This window comes from Flavobacterium sp. FG68 (assembly GCF_057808895.1).
This window is the reverse complement of the sequence record NZ_JBMDIY010000025.1, coordinates 1-21,303: the sequence shown is the minus strand read 5'-3', so window position 1 is coordinate 21,303 and position 21,303 is coordinate 1. Positions and strand designations below refer to the sequence as shown.

General features: G+C 33.4%; 18 protein-coding genes. 13 read left to right on the top strand and 5 right to left on the bottom strand.

The features are described 5' to 3' along the window. Positions 1 to 104 precede the first annotated feature (104 nt). The 4 genes from ACODSB_RS15955 to ACODSB_RS15940 all read left to right on the top strand — a co-directional run bounded on the left by ACODSB_RS15955 (position 105) and on the right by ACODSB_RS15940 (position 4,274). Entirely contained in the window at positions 105 to 1,967 is a 1,863-nt protein-coding gene (locus ACODSB_RS15955) for an ABC-F family ATP-binding cassette domain-containing protein (RefSeq protein WP_180859622.1), read from the top strand. A 122-nt stretch (positions 1,968 to 2,089) separates the two neighbouring features. Then, positions 2,090 to 2,572: an FKBP-type peptidyl-prolyl cis-trans isomerase gene (locus tag ACODSB_RS15950; protein ID WP_488937770.1), complete on the top strand. Its 483-nt coding sequence runs from the start codon at positions 2,090 to 2,092 to the stop codon at positions 2,570 to 2,572. Positions 2,573 to 2,592: 20 nt separating this feature from the next. Beyond that, positions 2,593 to 3,372, top strand: coding sequence for an O-methyltransferase (locus ACODSB_RS15945; protein WP_488937769.1), 780 nt, complete (start codon positions 2,593 to 2,595; stop codon positions 3,370 to 3,372). 50 nt (positions 3,373 to 3,422) lie between these two features. Next, on the top strand, positions 3,423 to 4,274 hold the full coding sequence (locus tag ACODSB_RS15940) for an alpha/beta hydrolase family protein (RefSeq protein ID WP_488937768.1): 852 nt from the start codon (positions 3,423 to 3,425) through the stop codon (positions 4,272 to 4,274). A gap of 350 nt (positions 4,275 to 4,624) precedes the next feature. Here the strand turns inward: ACODSB_RS15940 and ACODSB_RS15935 are convergent, their stop codons facing one another. Beyond that, positions 4,625 to 5,290 (bottom strand): DUF6565 domain-containing protein, encoded by a 666-nt coding sequence (locus ACODSB_RS15935; RefSeq protein WP_053473790.1) that lies wholly within the window; start codon positions 5,288 to 5,290, stop codon positions 4,625 to 4,627. A 289-nt stretch (positions 5,291 to 5,579) separates the two neighbouring features. On the opposite strand from ACODSB_RS15935, the gene ACODSB_RS15930 reads away from it, so the two are divergent. The 9 genes from ACODSB_RS15930 to ACODSB_RS15890 all read left to right on the top strand — a co-directional run bounded on the left by ACODSB_RS15930 (position 5,580) and on the right by ACODSB_RS15890 (position 17,350). After that, complete coding sequence (locus ACODSB_RS15930; RefSeq protein WP_053473789.1) at positions 5,580 to 6,266, top strand: ABC transporter ATP-binding protein; 687 nt, start codon at positions 5,580 to 5,582, stop codon at positions 6,264 to 6,266. 132 nt (positions 6,267 to 6,398) lie between these two features. Next, positions 6,399 to 6,968, top strand: a complete 570-nt coding sequence (locus ACODSB_RS15925; protein ID WP_488937767.1) for a cob(I)yrinic acid a,c-diamide adenosyltransferase — start codon at positions 6,399 to 6,401, stop codon at positions 6,966 to 6,968. Positions 6,969 to 7,228: 260 nt separating this feature from the next. Further along, on the top strand, positions 7,229 to 7,450 hold the full coding sequence (locus ACODSB_RS15920) for a DUF2795 domain-containing protein (RefSeq protein WP_007138072.1): 222 nt from the start codon (positions 7,229 to 7,231) through the stop codon (positions 7,448 to 7,450). A gap of 87 nt (positions 7,451 to 7,537) precedes the next feature. Further along, on the top strand, positions 7,538 to 10,885 hold the full coding sequence (gene secA / locus ACODSB_RS15915) for a preprotein translocase subunit SecA (protein ID WP_488937766.1): 3,348 nt from the start codon (positions 7,538 to 7,540) through the stop codon (positions 10,883 to 10,885). Positions 10,886 to 11,135: 250 nt separating this feature from the next. Then, positions 11,136 to 11,513 carry a hypothetical protein gene (locus ACODSB_RS15910; protein WP_053473786.1) on the top strand — a complete coding sequence of 126 codons (378 nt, stop codon included), beginning with the start codon at positions 11,136 to 11,138 and terminating at the stop codon, positions 11,511 to 11,513. Between the two features lie 98 nt (positions 11,514 to 11,611). Next, positions 11,612 to 13,771, top strand: a complete 2,160-nt coding sequence (locus tag ACODSB_RS15905) for a TonB-dependent receptor (RefSeq protein WP_488937765.1) — start codon at positions 11,612 to 11,614, stop codon at positions 13,769 to 13,771. A gap of 149 nt (positions 13,772 to 13,920) precedes the next feature. Continuing rightward, the gene (locus tag ACODSB_RS15900; RefSeq protein WP_488937764.1) at positions 13,921 to 15,516 is read left to right on the top strand and encodes a PepSY domain-containing protein; all 1,596 of its coding nucleotides are present in this window, start codon (positions 13,921 to 13,923) and stop codon (positions 15,514 to 15,516) included. Between the two features lie 368 nt (positions 15,517 to 15,884). Further along, positions 15,885 to 16,451, top strand: a complete 567-nt coding sequence (locus ACODSB_RS15895; RefSeq protein WP_488937763.1) for a DUF2306 domain-containing protein — start codon at positions 15,885 to 15,887, stop codon at positions 16,449 to 16,451. Continuing rightward, positions 16,448 to 17,350, top strand: coding sequence for a YARHG domain-containing protein (locus ACODSB_RS15890; RefSeq protein WP_488937762.1), 903 nt, complete (start codon positions 16,448 to 16,450; stop codon positions 17,348 to 17,350). The genes ACODSB_RS15895 and ACODSB_RS15890 overlap by 4 nt, the downstream gene beginning before the upstream one ends. 210 nt (positions 17,351 to 17,560) lie before the next feature. Here ACODSB_RS15890 and ACODSB_RS15885 read toward each other — a convergent pair whose 3' ends face one another. The 4 genes from ACODSB_RS15885 to cysC form a co-directional block, all read right to left on the bottom strand. Further along, positions 17,561 to 18,223: a TrmH family RNA methyltransferase gene (locus ACODSB_RS15885; RefSeq protein WP_488937761.1), complete on the bottom strand. Its 663-nt coding sequence runs from the start codon at positions 18,221 to 18,223 to the stop codon at positions 17,561 to 17,563. A 60-nt stretch (positions 18,224 to 18,283) separates the two neighbouring features. Next, positions 18,284 to 19,252 carry a sulfotransferase family protein gene (locus tag ACODSB_RS15880; protein ID WP_488937760.1) on the bottom strand — a complete coding sequence of 323 codons (969 nt, stop codon included), beginning with the start codon at positions 19,250 to 19,252 and terminating at the stop codon, positions 18,284 to 18,286. Positions 19,253 to 19,264: 12 nt separating this feature from the next. Next, positions 19,265 to 19,948 (bottom strand): aspartyl/asparaginyl beta-hydroxylase domain-containing protein, encoded by a 684-nt coding sequence (locus tag ACODSB_RS15875; protein ID WP_488937759.1) that lies wholly within the window; start codon positions 19,946 to 19,948, stop codon positions 19,265 to 19,267. A gap of 117 nt (positions 19,949 to 20,065) precedes the next feature. After that, positions 20,066 to 20,599, bottom strand: coding sequence for an adenylyl-sulfate kinase (gene cysC / locus ACODSB_RS15870; protein ID WP_256635802.1), 534 nt, complete (start codon positions 20,597 to 20,599; stop codon positions 20,066 to 20,068). Positions 20,600 to 21,303 lie beyond the last annotated feature (704 nt).

Below are 21,303 nucleotides of genomic sequence, written 5' to 3'. Positions count from 1 at the left end.
TAAGATTAACAATTCGCAAATCGTAAGATAAAAGTTTACTTTTGCAAAAAGTTATGTTTTCCAAAACACTCATAACTCATAATTTATAACTTACAATTTACAAAGTGAATTACTTATCTGTAGAAAATATATCGAAGTCATTTGGCGAAAGAGTCCTTTTTGACAACATTTCATTTGGAATCAACAAAGACCAAAAAATCGCTTTTATTGCTAAAAATGGTTCTGGTAAAACGACCATTATGAGCATTATTAATGGCTTAGACGAACCAGATACGGGACAAGTTGTTTTGAGAAAAGGAATTAGAATGGCATTTCTTTCGCAAGACAACAATCTGCAGGACGAACTTACGATTGAAGAAAGCATTTTTGCATCTGATAATGAAACGCTTAAAATAATCGAGGCTTACGAAAAAGCTTTAGAAAACCCAAATGACGAAGAAGCGTATCAAAAAGCTTTTGACGGAATGGATCAGCATAATGCCTGGGATTTTGAAACGCAGTACAAACAAATTCTGTTTAAATTAAAACTGGAAGATTTTAAACTTAAAGTAAAAAATCTTTCGGGAGGTCAAAAAAAACGTCTTTCACTGGCAATCATATTAATCAATCGCCCTGATTTATTGATTCTTGATGAGCCAACCAACCATTTAGATTTAGAAATGATCGAATGGCTTGAAAGTTATTTTGCCAAAGAAAACATTACCTTGTTTATGGTAACGCACGACCGTTTCTTTCTAGAGCGTGTGTGTAACGAAATTATCGAATTAGACAACGGAAAATTATACCAATACAAAGGAAATTACTCTTATTATTTAGAGAAAAAAGAAGAAAGAGTAACATCTGAAAATTCTAGTATTGACAAAGCTAAAAACTTATTTGTAAAGGAATTAGAATGGATGCGCCGCCAGCCAAAAGCGAGAACAACCAAATCTAAATCACGTCAGGATGACTTTTATGTAATTAAAGAAAAAGCACAAAGCCGACGAAAAGAAAACAAGGTAGAGCTTGAAATTAATATGGAAAGAATGGGAAGCAAAATTATTGAGCTTCATAAACTTTCTAAAAAATTCAAAGACCGTGTGATTCTGGATAACTTTAGTTTTGATTTTCAACGTGGTGAAAGAATCGGGATTATTGGTAAAAACGGAACCGGAAAATCTACATTTTTAAATCTGCTTACAGGGACAATTCCGCCAGACAGCGGGCGCGTTGTAAAAGGAGATACCATTAAAATTGGTTATTATACACAATCTGGAATTAACCCAAAACCGGGTCAGCGTGTTATTGATATTATTAAGGAATACGGTGAATATATTCCGCTTGCAAAAGGAAAAATTATTTCGGCTTCGCAATTGTTAGAGCGTTTTCTTTTTGATGCGAAAAAACAATACGATTATGTTGAAAAATTAAGCGGAGGAGAATTAAAACGTTTATATCTATGTACGGTTTTAATTCAAAACCCGAACTTTTTGATTCTCGATGAGCCAACAAACGATTTGGATATTGTAACGCTTAACGTTCTGGAAAGTTTTCTTTTAGATTATCCGGGATGTTTATTGGTTGTTTCGCACGACCGTTACTTTATGGATAAAATTGTTGATCATTTATTTATCTTTAGAGGACAAGGCGAAATCGAAAATTTCCCAGGAAACTATTCTGATTTCCGTGCTTATGAAGACAGTGCTGATGTGGCTCAAAAAGAAGAAAACAAAGCGGAAAAGAAAGATTGGAAACAAAATAATCCAACTGGAAATTTAAGTTTTAACGAGCAAAAAGAATATCAAAAAATCGAAAGAGAAATCAAAGATTTAGAAATCGAAAAAACTAAAATCGAAACATTATTTGCTGATGGAAAAGTTGCTGATGCTGATATTGAAAAGAAAGCAAATGAGCTTCAAAGCATAATCAATAAAATCGAAGCTAAAGAAGAACGCTGGTTCGAACTTTCTGCGAAGATAGAAGGATAAGTTAATTACACAGAGATTCACAAAGAAAGCACAGAGGTGCACGAAATTTTTTGTGAATCTTTGCGTTTTCTTTGTGAATCTCTGTGAAACTAAAATATTTAATTATTTTAAAAAAATAAAAAATGAAACAACTTTTAACAGCATTATTAGCATTGACTCTTTTCGTTTCTTGTTCTAAAGACAAAGATGAAGTTAAAGATTATACGGCTCAGAATGAACAGGAAATTAAAGATTACCTTTCTAAAAATAATTTAACTGCAACAAGAACAGATTCTGGTTTGTATTATATTATAAACGAGCCGGGCGAAGGTGAAGAATTTCCTGATGCTAATGCAAATGTAACAGTTGTTTATAAAGGTTATTTCACAAACGGAAATGTATTTGATGAAAGTGACAAAGATGTAGATGAAGCAGATAAAAAAGGAGTTGCATTTGGTTTAAGTCAGGTAATTCAAGGCTGGAAAGAAGGGATCCGATTTTTTAAACCGGGAGGAAAAGGCGTTCTTTTAGTTCCCGCACATTTAGGTTACGGAAGCAGAGATTACAACGGAATTCCGGGCGGATCTGTTTTGGTATTTGATATAACTTTAAAATCAATTAATTAAGATATTTTCAAAATTTCGGCATGCTTTTTCAAATCAAATCTTATCTAAAATTTCTTTGGAATTCTAAAAACGAACACGGTGTTCATTCGCCTTTTGTTTTTAGTTTATTGACCAAATGCTTTTATGATAAGAAGCCGAAACGTGAATATTTAATTCTAAAAAACTATAGAAAATCACTTCTTGAAAATAAAAATTTCATTGAAGTAACTGATTTTGGTGCTGGCTCTAAAGTTTTTAAATCAAACAGAAGACAGATTTCTAAAATCGCATCTACAGCCGGAATTTCTCCAAAACGGGCTGAATTATTATTTCGCGTCACTAATTATTTTCAACCAAAAAACATTCTTGAAATTGGGACTTCTTTAGGTTTAGCAACTGCCGCTCTTGCCCTTGGAAATACTGATGCAAAAGTTATTACAATTGAAGGTTGTCCAAATACGGCAAATACGGCACAAAATCAATTAGATAAATTTGACTGCAAAAATGTCGAAAATATAATCTCAGAATTTGAATCTTTTTTAATTTCAGAAAACCTGGATTCTAAGAGTTACGATCTAATATATTTCGACGGAAATCATTCAAAAAAAGCAACTTTAACTTATTTTGAAATTTTACTGCAAACAATAAATAACGATTCTGTTTGGATTTTTGATGACATACATTGGTCACGGGAAATGGAAGAAGCTTGGGAGATTATAAAAAATCACCCAAAAGTAAAAGTTACGATCGATACTTTTCAATGGGGTTTTGTATTTTTTAGATACGAACAGGAAAAAGAACATTTCGTGATTCGCGCCTAACAAAATTCAGTATACAATTTTTATTACATTTGTTACTATACGAAGTTTATATGAATGCAATCAAAATTGATACACCTTTACAATATTCAATAGCTGTAACTGAATTTCTTTCAGACAATCCAAATGCCAATTGTGTTATCATTGCTTCTGCTACAGGAGTTAAGCAAAATTATTATCACAATTTTTCAAAGTTTTTATCTCATAATAATTATTCTGTTTTCACCTTTGATTATGGCGGAATTGGCGATTCAAAACCAGAATCTCTAAAAAAGTTTTCTACAACCGCAACAAACTGGGCCCAAAACGATTTTGAAAGTGTGGTCCAATATGTTAAAAGCAAAAAACCAGACAGCAAAATATTCATCATAACGCACAGTATTGGCGGTCAGCTTATTGGTTTAGTTCCTTCAAATAATTTATTTGACGGCGTAATCATGGCTGTTTCACAATCTGGAAGCTGGATTCATTGGAAAGGATTTGAGAGACTAAAAATGCAATTTTTGTGGTATGTTACTATACCTTTATTTTGCAGAATTTTCAATTATTTACCTTCCAGTCATTTTACGCGTATGGAAGATTTACCAAAAGAAATGGCTCTGGAATGGGCAAAATGGTGCAAAAAACCAAATTATCATTTTGATTGTATCGACAATGTAAAAGAGCATTATGATAAAATTAAATGCAAGATTATTTCTTATAGTATCGACAATGATTTTTATGCAACTGTTCCGGCGGTAAATTGGATTGCTTCACAATTTAAAAATGCCGAAGTTACCAGAACACATTTAAAAGCCGAAGACTTTGGAGTAAAAGACATTGGGCATTTTGACTTCTTTAAAAATAGATTTAAAGATAGTATTTGGAACGTGTTTTTAGAGGATTTAAGGAAATTTGAGAATTAGAACATAAAAAAAGCAACTGTCTCAAAAGTCAGAGCAGCATCATTTTATTTTACATATTTCTTTGTTCCGTAGGAACATCTCGTCGGTAGAAAATTATATGTTTATCATTGTTTACGTTCCGTAGGAACGTTTGATGCCAGATTTTAAAATAGCAATGTCAAAATCAAACATTCCTACGGAACGTAATCGTGTCTAACCTCTATTCTTTCTACCTACGAAACATTCCTAATGGAATGAAACTGTATAAAAAATGGCAAGTATTAGTTTACATTAAAATAGTTTACATTAAAAACATAAAAAAATGGCAATCATTTCTGACTGCCATTTTTACTAATTCAAAATATCTACAATTATTTTTTAGCGTCTTTATTTTCTTCAGATTTTGCACCCATTCTGTTAACAGTATACATTGGTGCAAATTTAATTTTTAAACCGGCAATTTTTCTGTTATCTTCAGATGTAAGTCCTTCTTTTTCAACTGTATTTTTACGGCTGTCAAGTGCTTCATACATTAATTTAACTTCATCCCAGTCTTCTCTAGAATATTTATCTTTATTATCTTCAACAGTGTGAACGAATTGTTGGTAAACGCTGTGAATATTTTGGGCATTTACCCAGCTAAAATTCATATCATCACCAATTTTTCCTGCACCAAACAAAGCATCTCTTAATTGTTGTTTTGGACTTGGAGCCGGAGCTGGAGGGGCAAAAACGGTGGACATCTCATTTTTAAACTCTTCGTATTTAACTTTGCTGGCATTTATTTTTTCAGTAGCAGCCGAATTATCTTTTAAGTCTGCCAGTGCTGCCTGAGCTTCCTGAGATCTTCTGTCATATTCAGCATCAACTGCTTTCCAGTCTGCTTTTAAATTTTCTGCTGAAACATTTTTAACTGAATCGACGTATGCTACATAAGCGTCAACTTTTTTCTGAGCTTGTTCTTGTTTTTCATCTTTACACGATGTAAAGCTTAATGCAATTAATGCGATTCCTAATACCATTTGAATATTTTTCATAATACTGATTGTTTTAATTAATTATAATCAAATTTACCAAATAGCTAACTAAACAAATTACATTATTGTCATGTTTTAAAATTTAAAAACATTTTAATACTATAAAATTCATAAAATAATGACAACTATGCAAAATCAATCGAAAATGATATAACTATTTCTGCTTTAAAAACCATATTTATTTTAATACATATCTATTAAAAAGCTTTTGTAACAAAATTCAATTCTAACCTACTTATCATTTTTATGAAAAGTGTTTTGTACTTTTAAATCAAAATTGTAAAACGAAATGGCAAATCCATTAATTAAAATAACTGACATAAGACGAAATTTTGTACTTGGTAATGAAATCGTGTATGTTTTAAAAGGAATTAATTTAGAAATCAACAAAGGCGAATATGTTGCCCTAATGGGACCTTCGGGATCTGGAAAATCAACTTTAATGAATTTATTAGGTTGTTTGGACACGCCCACTTCCGGACGTTATGTTTTAAACGGAAAAGATGTAAGCCAAATGCGTGATGACGAATTAGCCGGAATTCGTAATACAGAAATCGGATTTGTTTTTCAAACTTTCAATCTTTTACCAAGAACCACGGCTTTAGACAATGTAGCTTTACCGATGATTTATGCCGGATATTCTAAATCTGACAGGAATGCAAGAGCAACAGAGGTTTTAGCACAAGTAAATCTAGCCGACAGAATGGATCACCAGCCAAATCAGCTTTCCGGAGGACAACGCCAGCGTGTTGCCATTGCCCGCGCTTTGGTCAACAAACCTTCGATTATTTTAGCCGATGAACCAACAGGAAACTTAGACAGTAAAACTTCTGTAGAAATCATGAAACTTTTTGGAGACATTCACGCACAAGGAAATACTGTAATTTTAGTAACTCACGAAGAAGATATCGCTGCCTACGCACACCGCGTAATTCGTTTAAGAGACGGATTGATTGAAAGCGACACCACTAAATAATTTTAGATTTCTGATTTTAGATTGCTTTTCATTTTAGATTTCTGATTTTAGATTTTAGATTATTTTCTAAATCTAAAATTTAAGACTCTAGCATTTCAATCTAAAATCATAAATCTACAATCTAAAATAACCATGAAAGTATATACCAAAACAGGCGATAAAGGAACAACAGCTCTTTTTGGAGGCACTCGTGTTCCTAAAGATCATATCAGAATTGACAGTTATGGAACTGTTGATGAATTAAACTCTTATATAGGATTAATTCGCGATCAGGAAATCGATTCACATTATAAGACTGTTTTAATAGAAATTCAGGATCGTCTTTTTACTGTAGGCGCCATTTTGGCAACTCCACAGGAAAAAGAAGTTTTAAAAAACGGAGAACTTCGCTTAAAAAATCTCGGAATAATTGATTCGGATATCGAATTACTCGAAAACGAAATAGATAAAATGGAAGAAAGTCTTCCGCAAATGACTCATTTTGTTTTACCGGGTGGTCATCCAACCGTGTCACATTGTCATATTGCCCGCTGTATATGCCGCCGCGCAGAGCGTTTGGCAGTACATTTAAGTCATAATGAACACGTTCCTGAAATCGCAATTATGTACTTAAACCGACTTTCTGACTACCTTTTTGTCTTGGCACGGAAGTTGTCGTTTGACTTAAAAGCGGAGGAAGTGAAATGGATACCTAGAAAATAAATTTTCTGCAAATTCCAAATTTTTGAAATCCCAAATTCTAAAGAAAAAATTAAATTCTTTCGAATTTTTAAAGCGAAATAAAGTTCTAAAAATTGGAATTTTGAATTTAAATATTGAGATTTCAAGTGTCTTTTTTGGGATTTGAAATTTAAAAATTGGAATTTAACAAGAGACGTTCTTAAATTTTATTAAAATAAATCAAATTTTACTTGTCTTTTTCAGTAAAAAATTTATTTTTGCACAAACTAAACAGATAACAGATGTATTGGACATTAGAATTAGCATCTTATTTAAGTGATGCGCCATGGCCTGCTAACAAAGACGAACTTATAGACTACGCTATTAGAGCTGGTGCTCCATTAGAAGTAGTAGAAAACCTTCAGTCAATAGAAGACGAAGGCGAGATATATGAATCAATGGAAGAAATTTGGCCTGATTATCCAACAGACGAAGATTATCTTTGGAATGAGGATGAATATTAAAAAATAAACCAAAGGAAAAAGTCTCATCACAGAGGCTTTTTTTTTGGTTCAAATACATATTATATAATAAAGAAATACAAATAAATTATGAGTTTCATAAATAGCATCATTAAGGTCTTTGTAGGTGATAAATCTCAAAAAGATGTCAAAGCTTTACAACCTTATTTAAACAAAATTAAGACTTTCGAAACTAGTTTAATGAGTTTATCTCATGACGAACTAAGAGCGAGAACCGCTTATTTTAAAGAAAAAATTAAAGAAGCAAGGGCAGATAAGGATGCTAAAATCGCTTCTCTAAAAGCTGAAGTTGAAAATATTGAGGATATCGACAAAAGAGAAGATATTTATGATGCAATAGACGCTCTTGAAAAAGAAGCTTATGAAATTTCTGAAAAAACTTTATTGGAAATTCTTCCAGAAGCGTTTTCTGTAGTAAAAGAAACGGCACGTCGTTTTAAAGAAAACTCTCATATCGAGGTTACGGCAACTGCAAAAGACCGCGAATTCTCTGCAACAAAACCATATATTACTATTGACGGCGAAAAATCTATCTGGGCTAATAAATGGAATGCTGCCGGAAAAGATATCACTTGGGACATGATTCACTATGATGTTCAGTTGATTGGTGGAATGGTTTTGCACGAAGGTAAAGTTGCCGAAATGCAAACGGGTGAAGGTAAAACTTTAGTTGCTACACTTCCTCTTTACTTAAACGCTTTGACAGGAAACGGAGTTCACTTAGTAACAGTGAATGACTACTTGGCAAAACGTGACAGTACATGGAAAGCTCCTTTATTCGAATTCCACGGCTTATCTGTTGACTGTATCGACAACCACCAGCCAAGTACAGAAGCTAGAAAAAAGGCTTATGATGCTGATATCACTTACGGAACCAACAACGAATTTGGTTTTGACTACTTAAGAGATAACATGGCACACTCGCCTAGTGATTTAGTGCAGAGAAAACACAATTATGCTATTGTCGACGAGGTCGATTCTGTTTTAATTGATGATGCTAGAACACCGCTTATTATTTCAGGACCAGTTCCGCAGGGAGATCGTCATGAATTTAACGAATTGAAACCAAAAATCGAGAACTTAGTTGCACAACAGCGTCAGTTAGCGAATGGTTTCTTAGCTGAGGCTAAAAAATTAATCAAAGAAGGAAATACTAAAGAAGGCGGATTCTTATTATTAAGAGCTTACAGAAGTTTACCTAAAAATAAAGCATTAATTAAATTTTTAAGTGAAGAAGGAATTAAACAATTGCTTCAAAAAACTGAAAATCAATACATGCAGGATAACAATCGCGAAATGCATAAAGTGGATGAAGCTTTATACTTTGTGATTGAAGAAAAAAACAATCAGGTTGAATTAACAGATAACGGTATTCAATACCTTTCTGGAGATACTGATGCTGACTTTTTCGTACTTCCAGATATTGGAACTGAAATCGCTGCTATCGAAAAACAAAAACTGGATAAAGATGCTGAAGCAGAAGCTAAAGAAAGATTATTTCAGGATTTTGGAGTAAAAAGCGAGCGTATCCACACTTTAACTCAGCTTTTAAAAGCATATGCTCTTTTTGAAAAAGATGTAGAATACGTTATCATGGACAACAAAATTATGATTGTCGATGAGCAAACAGGTCGTATCATGGACGGTCGTCGTTATTCTGACGGATTACACCAGGCGATCGAAGCTAAGGAAAACGTAAAAATTGAAGCTGCAACCCAAACTTTTGCAACAGTTACATTACAGAATTATTTCAGAATGTACAGCAAATTAGGTGGTATGACGGGTACAGCGGTTACAGAAGCTGGCGAGTTATGGCAGATTTACAAACTGGACGTTGTTGAAATTCCAACCAACCGACCAATTTCAAGACAAGACAAAGAAGATTATATCTATAAAACTACACGTGAAAAATTCAACGCTGTAATTGAAGACGTTACCGAATTATCAAATGCTGGAAGACCAGTATTGATTGGAACAACTTCTGTAGAGATTTCAGAATTATTAAGCCGTATGCTTAAAATGAGAGGAATTACTCATAACGTATTGAATGCTAAAATGCACAAGCAAGAGGCACAAATCGTTGAAGAAGCTGGTAAAGCCGGAGTTGTAACTATTGCAACAAACATGGCTGGTCGTGGTACCGATATTAAATTATCTCCAGAAGTAAAAGCTGCCGGAGGTTTAGCAATCGTAGGTACAGAGCGTCATGATTCACGTCGTGTTGACAGACAGTTACGCGGTCGTTCTGGTCGTCAGGGAGATCCGGGAAGTTCTCAATTTTATGTTTCTCTTGAAGATAACCTAATGCGTTTATTTGGTTCTGAAAGAGTTGCGAAAGTAATGGACAGAATGGGATTGAAAGAAGGTGAAGTTATTCAGCATTCTATGATGACTAAATCTATCGAACGTGCTCAGAAAAAAGTAGAAGAAAACAACTTTGGTGTTCGTAAACGTTTATTAGAATATGATGACGTTATGAACTCTCAGCGTGAAGTAGTTTACAAACGTCGTCGTCACGCACTATTTGGCGAGCGTTTAAAACTGGATATCGCGAATATGCTTTATGATACTTGCGAATTAATCGTAAGCAACAACAAAGTGGCAAACGATTTCAAAAGTTTTGATTTTGACTTAATTCGTTATTTTGGAATTACTTCTCCAATTTCAGAAGCTGATTTCCAAAAATTATCAGATATTGAAGTAACTGGAAAAGTATACAAAGAAGCTTTAGCTTTCTACACTGAAAAAACAGAAAGAAGCGCAAGAGAAGCTTTCCCTATTATTAGAGGAGTTTATGAAGAGCCAAACAATCATTTCGAAAGAATTGTAGTTCCTTTTACAGACGGAATCAAAACTTTGAATGTGGTTACAGACTTGAAAAAAGCTTACGAAAGCGAAGGAGCGCAATTAATTGCTGATTTCGAGAAAAACATCACACTTTCGATTGTTGATGAGGCCTGGAAAAAACATTTGCGTAAAATGGACGAATTGAAACAATCTGTTCAATTAGCCGTTCACGAACAAAAAGATCCATTGCTTATTTACAAATTAGAAGCTTTCAACTTGTTTAGAGGAATGTTAGACAACGTTAATAAAGAAGTTATTTCATTCTTGTTTAAAGGTGATTTACCAGCTCAAAACGTTACTTCTGAAATTCACGAAGCAAGAGAAGTTCGTCAAAAAGAAAATTTACAATTAAGTAAAGACGAAATTCCTAACAGTGAAAGCATTAACCGCGAAGCTGGAGAAACACAACAGCGTCAGGTTACAGAAACTATCGTTAGAGATATGCCGAAAATCAATCGTAACGACAATGTAACGATCCAAGAAGTCGCAACTGGTAAAACAGAAACAATGAAATTCAAAAAAGCAGAAACTCTTTTAGCTTCTGGAGCTTGGGTTATTGTTAAAGAATAAGTTTTCAGTATTCAGTCGCAGTTTTCAGTTTACAGACTAGACGAATTACATATCAAACCCGACAAGTTTTAAAACCTGTCGGGTTTTTAGTTTATAGTATTCAGTCGCAGTTTTCAGTATTCAGTTTACAGACTGTGACTGAAAACTGCGACTGAGACTGAAAACTTTTTCAAAAAAACTTTTTCCACAAACTCTTGGTAATAAATGCGAATTAAATGTATTTTTGCATTCGAAACATAGAAACAGCGTTTTGAAACGATTTTTGATCATATTGCTTTCATGCACACTTTTACTGCCCTCTTTTGGCAGTTTCTTTGTTTACACTTCTTTCAAACTTAATCAGGAAGAAATTTCAAAAACGATTTGCGTACAGCGAAAAATGGTTTTTAATTCCTGTAACGGTCGATGTGAACTTCAAAAAAGTTTAAAAAAATACGCTGATAACGAAAAAAGAATGCAAAACAACCTGAAAGAAAAAGCAGAAGTTGTTTACATTCAAAATACTACTACAACTAATTTCAAATTAGTTACAACAATCGAATCAAGAGCAAAAATCTTTGCTTCTTTTGATACAAAACCAATCTCGGTTTCAAATACTACGTTTCGACCTCCATCCTATTTTATATAAATTTCTGATAACCGCTTTTCAATAGTTTTTGAAAAGATTTTTTCTTGTCGTTAAGTCAGGAAAAGCACACGTTACTTTAAAATTTATATAAATTTAAAATGAAAAAAATATACATTATCCTATTTTTTATAGGACAATTTGTCTTTGCGCAGAACAAGGTAGAAAAAGACACAACAAAATCTCAGGAGCTTGAAAACGTTTTTATAACTGCCAACAGAACTGCCACTAAACGCAAGGAAACTCCTGTTGCAATTAGCAAAATAACAGCCAAAACCATTAACGAAGCAAAAGCTACTGCCGTTTATGAAATTATAAACAAAACGCCGGGAGTTTTAATGGTTAATTTAGGAAACGAACAGCACATGATGTCTATTCGTCAGCCAATGACAACAAATGCTTATTATCTGTATTTAGAAGATGGTTTGCCAATTCGTCCAATGGGAATTTTTAATCACAATGCTTTATTAGAAATCAATCAATATAATTTACAAAGTATTGAAGTTGTAAAAGGTCCGGTTTCATCTTTATACGGTCCAGAAGCTGTGGGCGGAACAATTAATTTAATTTCGATAAAACCACCTGTTGATCCGGAATTTAAATTTGGAGTTCAGGCAGATAATTATGGTTACAGAAGATTTCAGGCTGCCGGCGGTGCAATCGTAGGAAAAGTTGGTTTTCATATTGCCGGAATTTCAAGTTTACAGGAAAACGGATGGATGACTTATTCTGATTATAACAAAGATAATCTGAATGCGAGAATCGATTATAACATCTCTCCTTCTACCCGATTAATAAGCAATACGATGTATGGAAAATATTATTCGGATATGAGCGGAACGGTTAACGAAGATGCTTTCAACAACAGAACATACAAAAGCACTTCTAATTTTACTTATAGAAAATCTGATGCTTTAAGAACCCGCTTAACGCTGGAACATGATTGGAACAGTAATTCAAACAGTTATATTGCAGCTTATTTGCGCGACAATAAATTAGGACAAAATCCTTCTTATGGAATTAAATGGAGCCCAACTGTAAATCCTACAACGGCTAAAGGCGAAGTAAATTCAAACAACTTTAAAAGTTACGGAGCAATTGGACAGCACACTCAAAAATTTGATTTTCTAAATACAAAACTTGTTGCTGGAGCTTTATACGATTATTCTCCGGTTACATATTGGTCTTATGTAATTGATTTAAAAGCTAACTTGAATCCGGGAGAAGCAGGTAAACAAACCGTTGATTCTTATGAGATTATTGCAGAACATCCAGACTCAAAATTAGCAGATTACACGGCAGATATTTATAATTATGCTCAATATGCTCAATTTAGTTTTAGCCCTATCGAAAAATTAATTATTACAACTGGCGCTCGATATGATAACATGAAAGTAAATTATAATAATGCTTTAGACAAATCTACCGGAAGCAAAGTGTATGATAAAACAACTTATAAAACGGGTATAAATTTCAATCCTTTTGAGTTTGCTGGCGTTTACGCTAATTATTCTCAAGGTTTTGCTCCTCCGGGAATTACCTCTATTTTTAGAACCAAACCCGGAACTGGAGGCACAACAGGTGTTCCGGCTGATTTTTATTATAACCTAGAACCTGCCACTTTTGATAATGTTGAATTTGGAGGATGGTTTTCTTTGCTTGAAAACAAATTAAATTTTGATTATGCCTTTTATTATATGGAAGGTAAAAACGAGCTGTTAAACATTAAACTTCCAGATAACTCAACAGATTATCGTTCGGCAGGAGAAACCCGTCATAAAGGAATTGAATTTGGAGCTTCATATCGTCCTTCACAGCAATTTAATATTCGCTTGGGCGGAACTTACGCGCAGCATACATATATCGATTTTAAACTTTCGGACAAACCAACCGATCCTGTTCAGGATTTAAATGGAAAAGAAATGCCGGCAGCACCAAAATGGTCTGGAAATTCAGAGGTAAGTTATTATCCAAACTGGCTTCCTAATTTAAGAACTTCTCTTGAATGGCAGCTTGTGGGAAGTTATTACCAAGACCAAATCAATACGGTAAAATACGACGGTTACAATATTTTCAATGCAAGAGTTGGCTATCAATGGAAAGGAATTGAAATATATGGAAACGTAATGAACCTGACTGATAAATTATACGCTTACAATGTTTCGAGAGCCAATACCACAAACGCACAGCCAACATATACAGCGGCAGCTCCAAGAACATTTGTATTTGGAATTCAGTACAATTTTTCATTAAAAAAATAAGTTTTTGCCACAGATTAAAAGGATTAAAGGGATTATAAAAGAGTTTTAAATTTTCCCTAAGAAATTAAAATCCATAAATCATTTAATAAAAAAATCATTTTAATCCATTTAATCTGTGCAAAAAAAATAAAAACAAAAACAACTCAATTATGAGTAAAGAAATCAAGAAAAAATCTTCTAAAAAGAAAGATTCTAAAATCGTAAAAAAAATCAAGCAGCACATGTACAAATGGCATCGTGTTATTGGCTTAATTACCATTATTCCTGTTATTTTCTGGACGCTGTCTGGTTTGATGCATCCTTTTATGGCGCATTTTTTCAAACCTGAAATTGCTCACGAAAAATTGGAGCAGCAAATAATCGACAAAAATCAGCTGAAATTATCTATTCAGGAAGTATTACAAAAAAACGAAATCACTCAATTCAAAAATTTCCGAATCGTCACATTTAATAATATTACTTATTATCAGGTAAAAACCATTTTTGGTGAATTGTGGTATTATGATGCTTCAAACGGAAAAAAACTGGAAGACGGAGATCAAAAATATGCAGAATGGCTTTCTCGCTATTTTTTGGATGATCAAAAAAGCACCATAAAAAAGAGTGAAGTTGAAACTGAATTTACATCACAATACAAATATGTGAACCGCTATTTACCAGTTTACAAACTGACTTTTGACCGTCCTGATGCTATGGAAGTTTATGTAGAAACATCTTCCAGTAAACTGGCAACTTACAATCCAACTTCAAGACAGGCTTTTATCTGGTTTTTTGATACTTTTCATAATTGGTCTTTTATAGATGCTATATCCAACAATAGTATCAGGATTATTACCATGATTTTTTTATTGTCAATTATTGGATTTTCTGCTTTAAGCGGCATCTTAATTTACGGCTTATTATGGAAACAATTCAAAAAAACAGATAATGCGGCGCCTAAAAAAGGGCTTCGAAAATACCATCGCCAAATTGGAATCTGGGTTTCACTTTTTACTTTGACTTTTGCTTTTAGCGGAGGATATCATGCCACAACAAAATGGGCACCTTACACTTTATCGCAAATGGTTTATGAACCTACATTTGTGACTAAAGAAATTCCACTGGCTAATAATGCGCTGGATTTAGACTGGACACTTTTTCAAAATGCAAGTATAATTACTTTAAACGATACGACTTATTTCCGTTGTCAACTGCTTGAAAAAAGTAAATTCAAGACTTCAAAAGTAGATTCTAATTCAAAATGGAATAAAAAGAAAGATCAAAAATCGGAAGTAATTTACATTAACGCTGCAACCAATAAAGTTGTCCCAAATGTTGATCTTCATTATGCCGAATATTTAGCTTACTATTTCACTGGCGGAGCTCCACAAGCGGCTTGCTGCGAAATGATCGAAACTTCTGAAGAACCGGAAGAATCAATAGAAAACGTAAAATTATTAGAATCAAAAGTTTTAACTGATTTTGAAAGCAGGGAATATGGTTTTGTAAATAAGCGACTGCCTGTTGTAAAATTAGCATACGACACTCCTGAAAAAACAACCTATTTTATCGAAACTTCAACTTCGAGACTGGCGGCTGTAGTTAAAAATGCAGATAAAGTCGAAGGTTATTCTTTTGCGATATTGCATAAATTTTTATTCATGGATTGGGCAGGAAAAAACATTCGTGATTTAGCCACAGTTTTAGCGGCATTGAGCATTTTAATTGTCAGCATTTTAGGTTTTATTTTATTCTTAAAAAAGTAAACAACTCCACAACGACCTGCAAGGTTTTCAAAACCTTGTAGGTTTTAAGTTTTTAATATCTAGTCTTTTTTCGCCACGAATTCACGAATGTATTTGTATAAAAATTCATGAATTCGTGGCAAAAATTTTATCCTGTTTGTGTGTAATGTTACACCAAAATACCTACAAGGTTTTGAAAACCTTGCAGGATATCGTGATTTCTAATTCGTGTAATTCGTGGCAGAAAACTCTCCCCAACTACCAAAAGTGGCTGGGGATTTTTTATATTTGATGACTAATAAACCTTTTACAATAAAGAATTGAGAAAAAAGATTCAGTTTTCGTTATTACTAATTTGGGCAATCCTTTTTAGTTATTTCTTTATTTTAATGCTGAAGCTAACCTTACAGTACATTCCGCTAAAAAACGACGCTGCTTTTCTCCAAATCAAACAAACCGAAGTTTCTGAAATTCCCTATTACATTGTCTTCTTTTACATTCATGTTTATTCGACGATTTTTGTTTTGCTTTCGGGATTTTTTCAGTTTAACAATACTCTTTTAAAAAAATATCCTCTTTTACATAGAAATCTCGGAAAACTATATGTTTTTGTAATTCTGTTTTTAAGCGCGCCTTCGGGGTTATTTATTGGCTTTTTTGCTAATGGCGGATTTTATTCTAAAATATCTTTTGTCACTTTATCCGTTTTATGGTTTTACTTTACTTTAAAAGGTTTTCTCTTCATTAAAAACAAAAACATTACACAGCACAAGGCCTTTATGCTGCGAAGTTTTGCTTTAACATTTTCTGCCGTTACCTTACGTTTTTGGAAGGTGATTCTTGTATATTTGTTTCATCCTGCGCCAATGGATTTATATCAAATTATAGCCTGGTTAGGCTGGATTCCGAATTTATTAATCATCGAATATTATCTTTATCATCAATCAAAAAAATGAAAAACCTTCTTTATTTATTTTTAGCCGTCTCGCTTTTTTCTTGTAACTCTAAAGAAAAACAACCACAAATCACTGATAACAAAATGCCCGAAGAAATTCGAACTGATTTATACGGCTCATGGGTTGGCGATTTTGTTGTTGCAGAACGTGACACAACCCAGCCGGAAAAAGAAAGATATAGTAATAAGATTAATATCGTTATCAAAAAAATTACCGAAACAGAAGTTACAGGACAAAGTATTGTTGCAGGTAATAACAGACCGCTTACAGGTACAATGAAAAGAACCGGAAATACAATTTCTTTTACACTAAAAGAACCGGGCGATGATAAAAACGATGGTGTTTTTACTTTCGAAATACAAAATGATACTCTTTTAAAAGGAACATGGACAGCAAATAATCCGAAAAAAGAAGTTCAAAAAAGAAAATTTGAACTAACTAAAAAACAGTTTAAATATGATCCTACAGTAATGCTTCCGGATAACGATATGTATGTTGATTATGAAAATCCAAAAGAAGAGGAAGTAACTTATGAAGAAGAGAATGAAGGCGAAGAAACAAAAGACTCTATAAAAACCGAAACATATTTTGAGAATGTATACAGAATGGCATCTGAAAATATTTTAAGAATCAATTCTTCTACACAAAAGTTAAAAGAATCGGATGTTAAAAACTTAAAAAAGATAGATTTGGAAATTCTTAGAAATACCATTTTTGCCAGACACGGATTTTCTTTTAAAACTAAAACGGTACGCCAGTTTTTTGATGATGTCGAATGGTATATTCCGGTTTCGACTAATGTTGACGATCAATTAACTTCTGTAGAAAAACAAAATATTGTATTATTAAAACGTTTTGAAAAATACGCCGAAGATAATTATGATTCTTTTGGAAGGTAGTTTATAAGGTGCTAAGATTCTAAGTTGCTGAGATTCTAAGTTTTTCTCAACGACTCTCCTGCAAGGTTTCCAAAACCTTGTAGGTATAACATTTTAAGACTTAAGTTTTTTTTTTCGCCATGAATTCACGAATGTATTTGTATAAGTGGATTCGTGGCGGAAAACTTTTCTTAAATACCTACAAGGTTTTGGAAACCTTGCAGGAAATCGCTATCTCGGGTTTTCTTCGTAATAACGTGCTTCGATTCGCTTAATATCTTTAATTGAATTTTTAGCCCACAACAGACGTTTTTCTAATATTTCTTCATCAGATAAATGCCAGTCAATATCTGAATTTCGTAGTCTGTTGGTTAGGTTTTGAATAATGATAGCAGCAGAAACCGAAATATTCAGACTCTCTGTAAAACCTACCATTGGGATTTTTAAAAATCCATCTGCTTTTTCTAAAATTTCCGGCGAAAGACCATCTTTTTCAGTTCCAAAAAACAAAGCACTTGGTTTTGTGATATCAAAATCCTGAATCATACAGTCGTTTTCATGCGGTGTTGTCGCAATAATTTGATATCCTTTATTTCTTAAAGAGGAAATACAGCCTTCGACACTATCAAAACGGTTAATATCAACCCATTTTTGTGCACCTAAAGCAATTTCTTTATCTATTCTTTTACCAAAACGCTGTTCGATGATATTAAGTTCCTGAATTCCAAAAACCTCACAACTGCGCATTACGGCACTCGTGTTATGCATTTGAAAAACATCTTCGACCGCAATCGTAAAATGTTTGGTTCGGTTTTCTAATACTTTTAAAAATTTCTCTTTTCGGTTGTCTGTCAATATATTTTCGAGAAATGCCAGGTAATCTAAATCAATCATTTTGTTTGTATTTGGCGCAAAAATACATATAAATCAACAGAAAGAAAATTCATCTGTATTTTAGCCTTCCTGATGTTCCAGAAACGTGTTGTTTAATTTTTCGTGCAGCAGGTTAAGCTTTGTAAAATTAATTTCTAATTCTTCTTCCTTAAAAGAATCTCCGTTAAAAGCCTCATTTTCGTTTTTAGAATGGGCATTTAAACGCTCATACATTTTATCAAGTTCTGCATAAGCATAATTGACTTTGATAAACGAAATAAATTTTTCTACAACCTGTTTCATTCCGTCATTATAATAAAGAGCCGTAACATTTTGATCTGTTTCGTAAAAGTTCAGAAAACCTTCAAAATATTTCTCTAAAACTAAAGCTCCATATTGCTGAAAACTTATTTTATTTATTTCCTGCGCCGTAATTCCAAAAACACTCGGCGGCAGTAAATTGGGAACCATATGCATCCCCATCTTTTTTTGATGCGATTTTAAAACTTCTCTTGGATTTCTGTAAAGCAGCGCAAAAGGTGTTTCGGCAAAAATGCTTCTTAAATAACCCGCATTAAAAATATGCCAGGCATCCAGCTTTAAAATTAAATTCTTTTGTTCCGGAAATCTTTTTTGTCCTAATAATTTAATAACTCCTTTTAAAAGTGCCGACTTTTTGTCTAAACCAAACAAATTACTTCGCAAAATTTCATCCACGATTGGCGCTTCAGAAACCATAATATTTTCTGCTGAAGTGGCTAAAGACTGACTCAGCATGGTAGAACCACATCTTGAAACGTGAAATACCAAAGATTTTAAATCGACCGAATCTATTTCTTCAGACCATTCTACAAGATTTTCAGGAGTACTTATTACTTTAAACGACTTTGAATTGTATTCGTGTTTTCGGCATTTTAAAATTGTTTCCTCAAAAAAAGGTTCGGCATATTTTAAATCTCCCACATAAATCCATTCAAAATAAATATTATTTTCTTTTTCAATTAACTTATAAGGAATCCAGTTAGAAAGAGGATGAAGTATGTTTTCCATTGGTGATTTATTTTATTTTGACTGAAGATCTGCGATAATTTTTGCTGTCATTTCTGATGGATTCCGCGAAAGTTCCGCAATAATCTGTTGTTTTACCTCATCAGAATATTCATTTTTATTGGAAGAAGCATGAATATCAAAACCCATTTCGGTAAATAATTTATCCGACCAATCATTCCGAATGCAGTCCAGTGTAAGATGAATTCGCGGTTCGGCGCTCTTATTTTCAACACTGTGCGGAAGCTGGAAATTAGCATACCAGCACTCTCCCATTTTCATAGGAACGAGTTTTTTATCTACATAGAAATATACTTCAGAGTTTGTAATGATAGGAACATGAATTCTAAAAAATCCATCTTCATAAGAAGTATCATTATCCACATGTTCTTTGATTTCGCTGTTTGGCCCTAACCGAAGTAATCTCACGGCTTCTTTTTCGCATTGAAACCAATCCATAATTTCCTTAAAATAATGACAACGGTCGAGCAGCGGCGTATTTTGGTATTCCTTATTTGAGAAAGAGGTAATATCGTTTACCAAACCCGATTGCGATCGTAAAGAAACACTTGTCCACTTTCCCTCATACCGGTTGGTGTTAAAATGCGGGGTCCATAAATCATTTTCGCAAATTGTAAGTTCTTGCTGCAGTTTTTCAATCGAAAAGGTAATAGGAAGTCTGCTTGACGAAGGATTCATAAGCTTAGGGTTAAATTTGAGATTTTTGTTTTGGTCCTGTAAATATATAAAATACACCAACCCAATCATCAAATAGATAAGCAAAATTTTACAAATTCAGGAATCCGTTTTTTAAGATTAAAGTTCTTTCTTTAAATTATCAATAATGAAGTCATAAAGTTTATTTGTTGAAAAAGACACCGTTTCTAAATCGGTTTTTAAGACTAAATCTGCTTTTTCGGGAGTTTCAAAAACATCGCTTATTCCCGTAAAATTTTTAATTCTGTTAAGGTCATCTTCCGGTAATAAAGCTTTTTTATACAAACCTTTTGGATCTCTTTTAATCAAATTATTTATCGAACAGTCTAAAAAAACAGTTCGTACAAATTCGTGTGTTCTTAATTCATTTCGCAGACTTTCGTATGGATTTATTACTGACATTAAAGTAATGGTATCTTCAGCAACAAAATTTCGTCCCACATCAAAAAGGCGTCTTACATTCTCACAGCGGTCTTCTTTAGAAAATCCTAAATCTTTACAAATCGTTTTTCGGTACACATCTCCGTCAACGATTTCAGCTTTATAACCGTTTTCGATCAATAAATGTCGAACGTTTTGAGCTAATGTCGTTTTTCCTGAACCCGATAATCCTGTAAACTGAATTAAAATCATTTAGAATTTCTTTTGTTTTTTATGAGGCATTAAAACTAAATAATCTGCAAGGTCAAAACAATAAGTATAATTACGGTTTTATTCTCTCTCAAAAATATTAAAAAAATAATCGCGCAAATGTGACGATAGGCACTAAATATCGGTAGCCATAATGTTTGATATTTGTTGGTGTGCCGTAGGTACGCAACAGAATGGCTATTGCGTACCTACGGCACGCTAAATTGTTTTGCATCCCTAATTTTCTACCGATATTTAGTGCCTAACGGCACAAAGTATACATTTTTAACTGGCTCACAAAAATCATTATTTTCAAGTACTAAAAGAAACGTGCCATTAGGCACATAATATCGGTAGATATTTAGAATTCGGCATTGGATGGCGTGCCGTAGGTACGCAACATAACAATAACTGTTGCGTAACTACGGCACGCTAAAATATGGTTCCATTTCCATTTCTACCGATATTCAGTGCCTGACGGCACAAAGCATACATTTTTAAGTGGCTCACAAAAATCATTATTTTCAACTACTAAAAGAAACGTGCCGTTAGGCACATAATATCGGTAGATATTTAGAATTCGGTATTCGTTGGCGTGCCGTAGGTACGCAACATAACAATAACTGTTGCGTACATACGGCACGCTAAAATTTGGTTCCATTTCCATTTCTACCGATATTCAGTGCCTGACGGCACAAAGCATACAT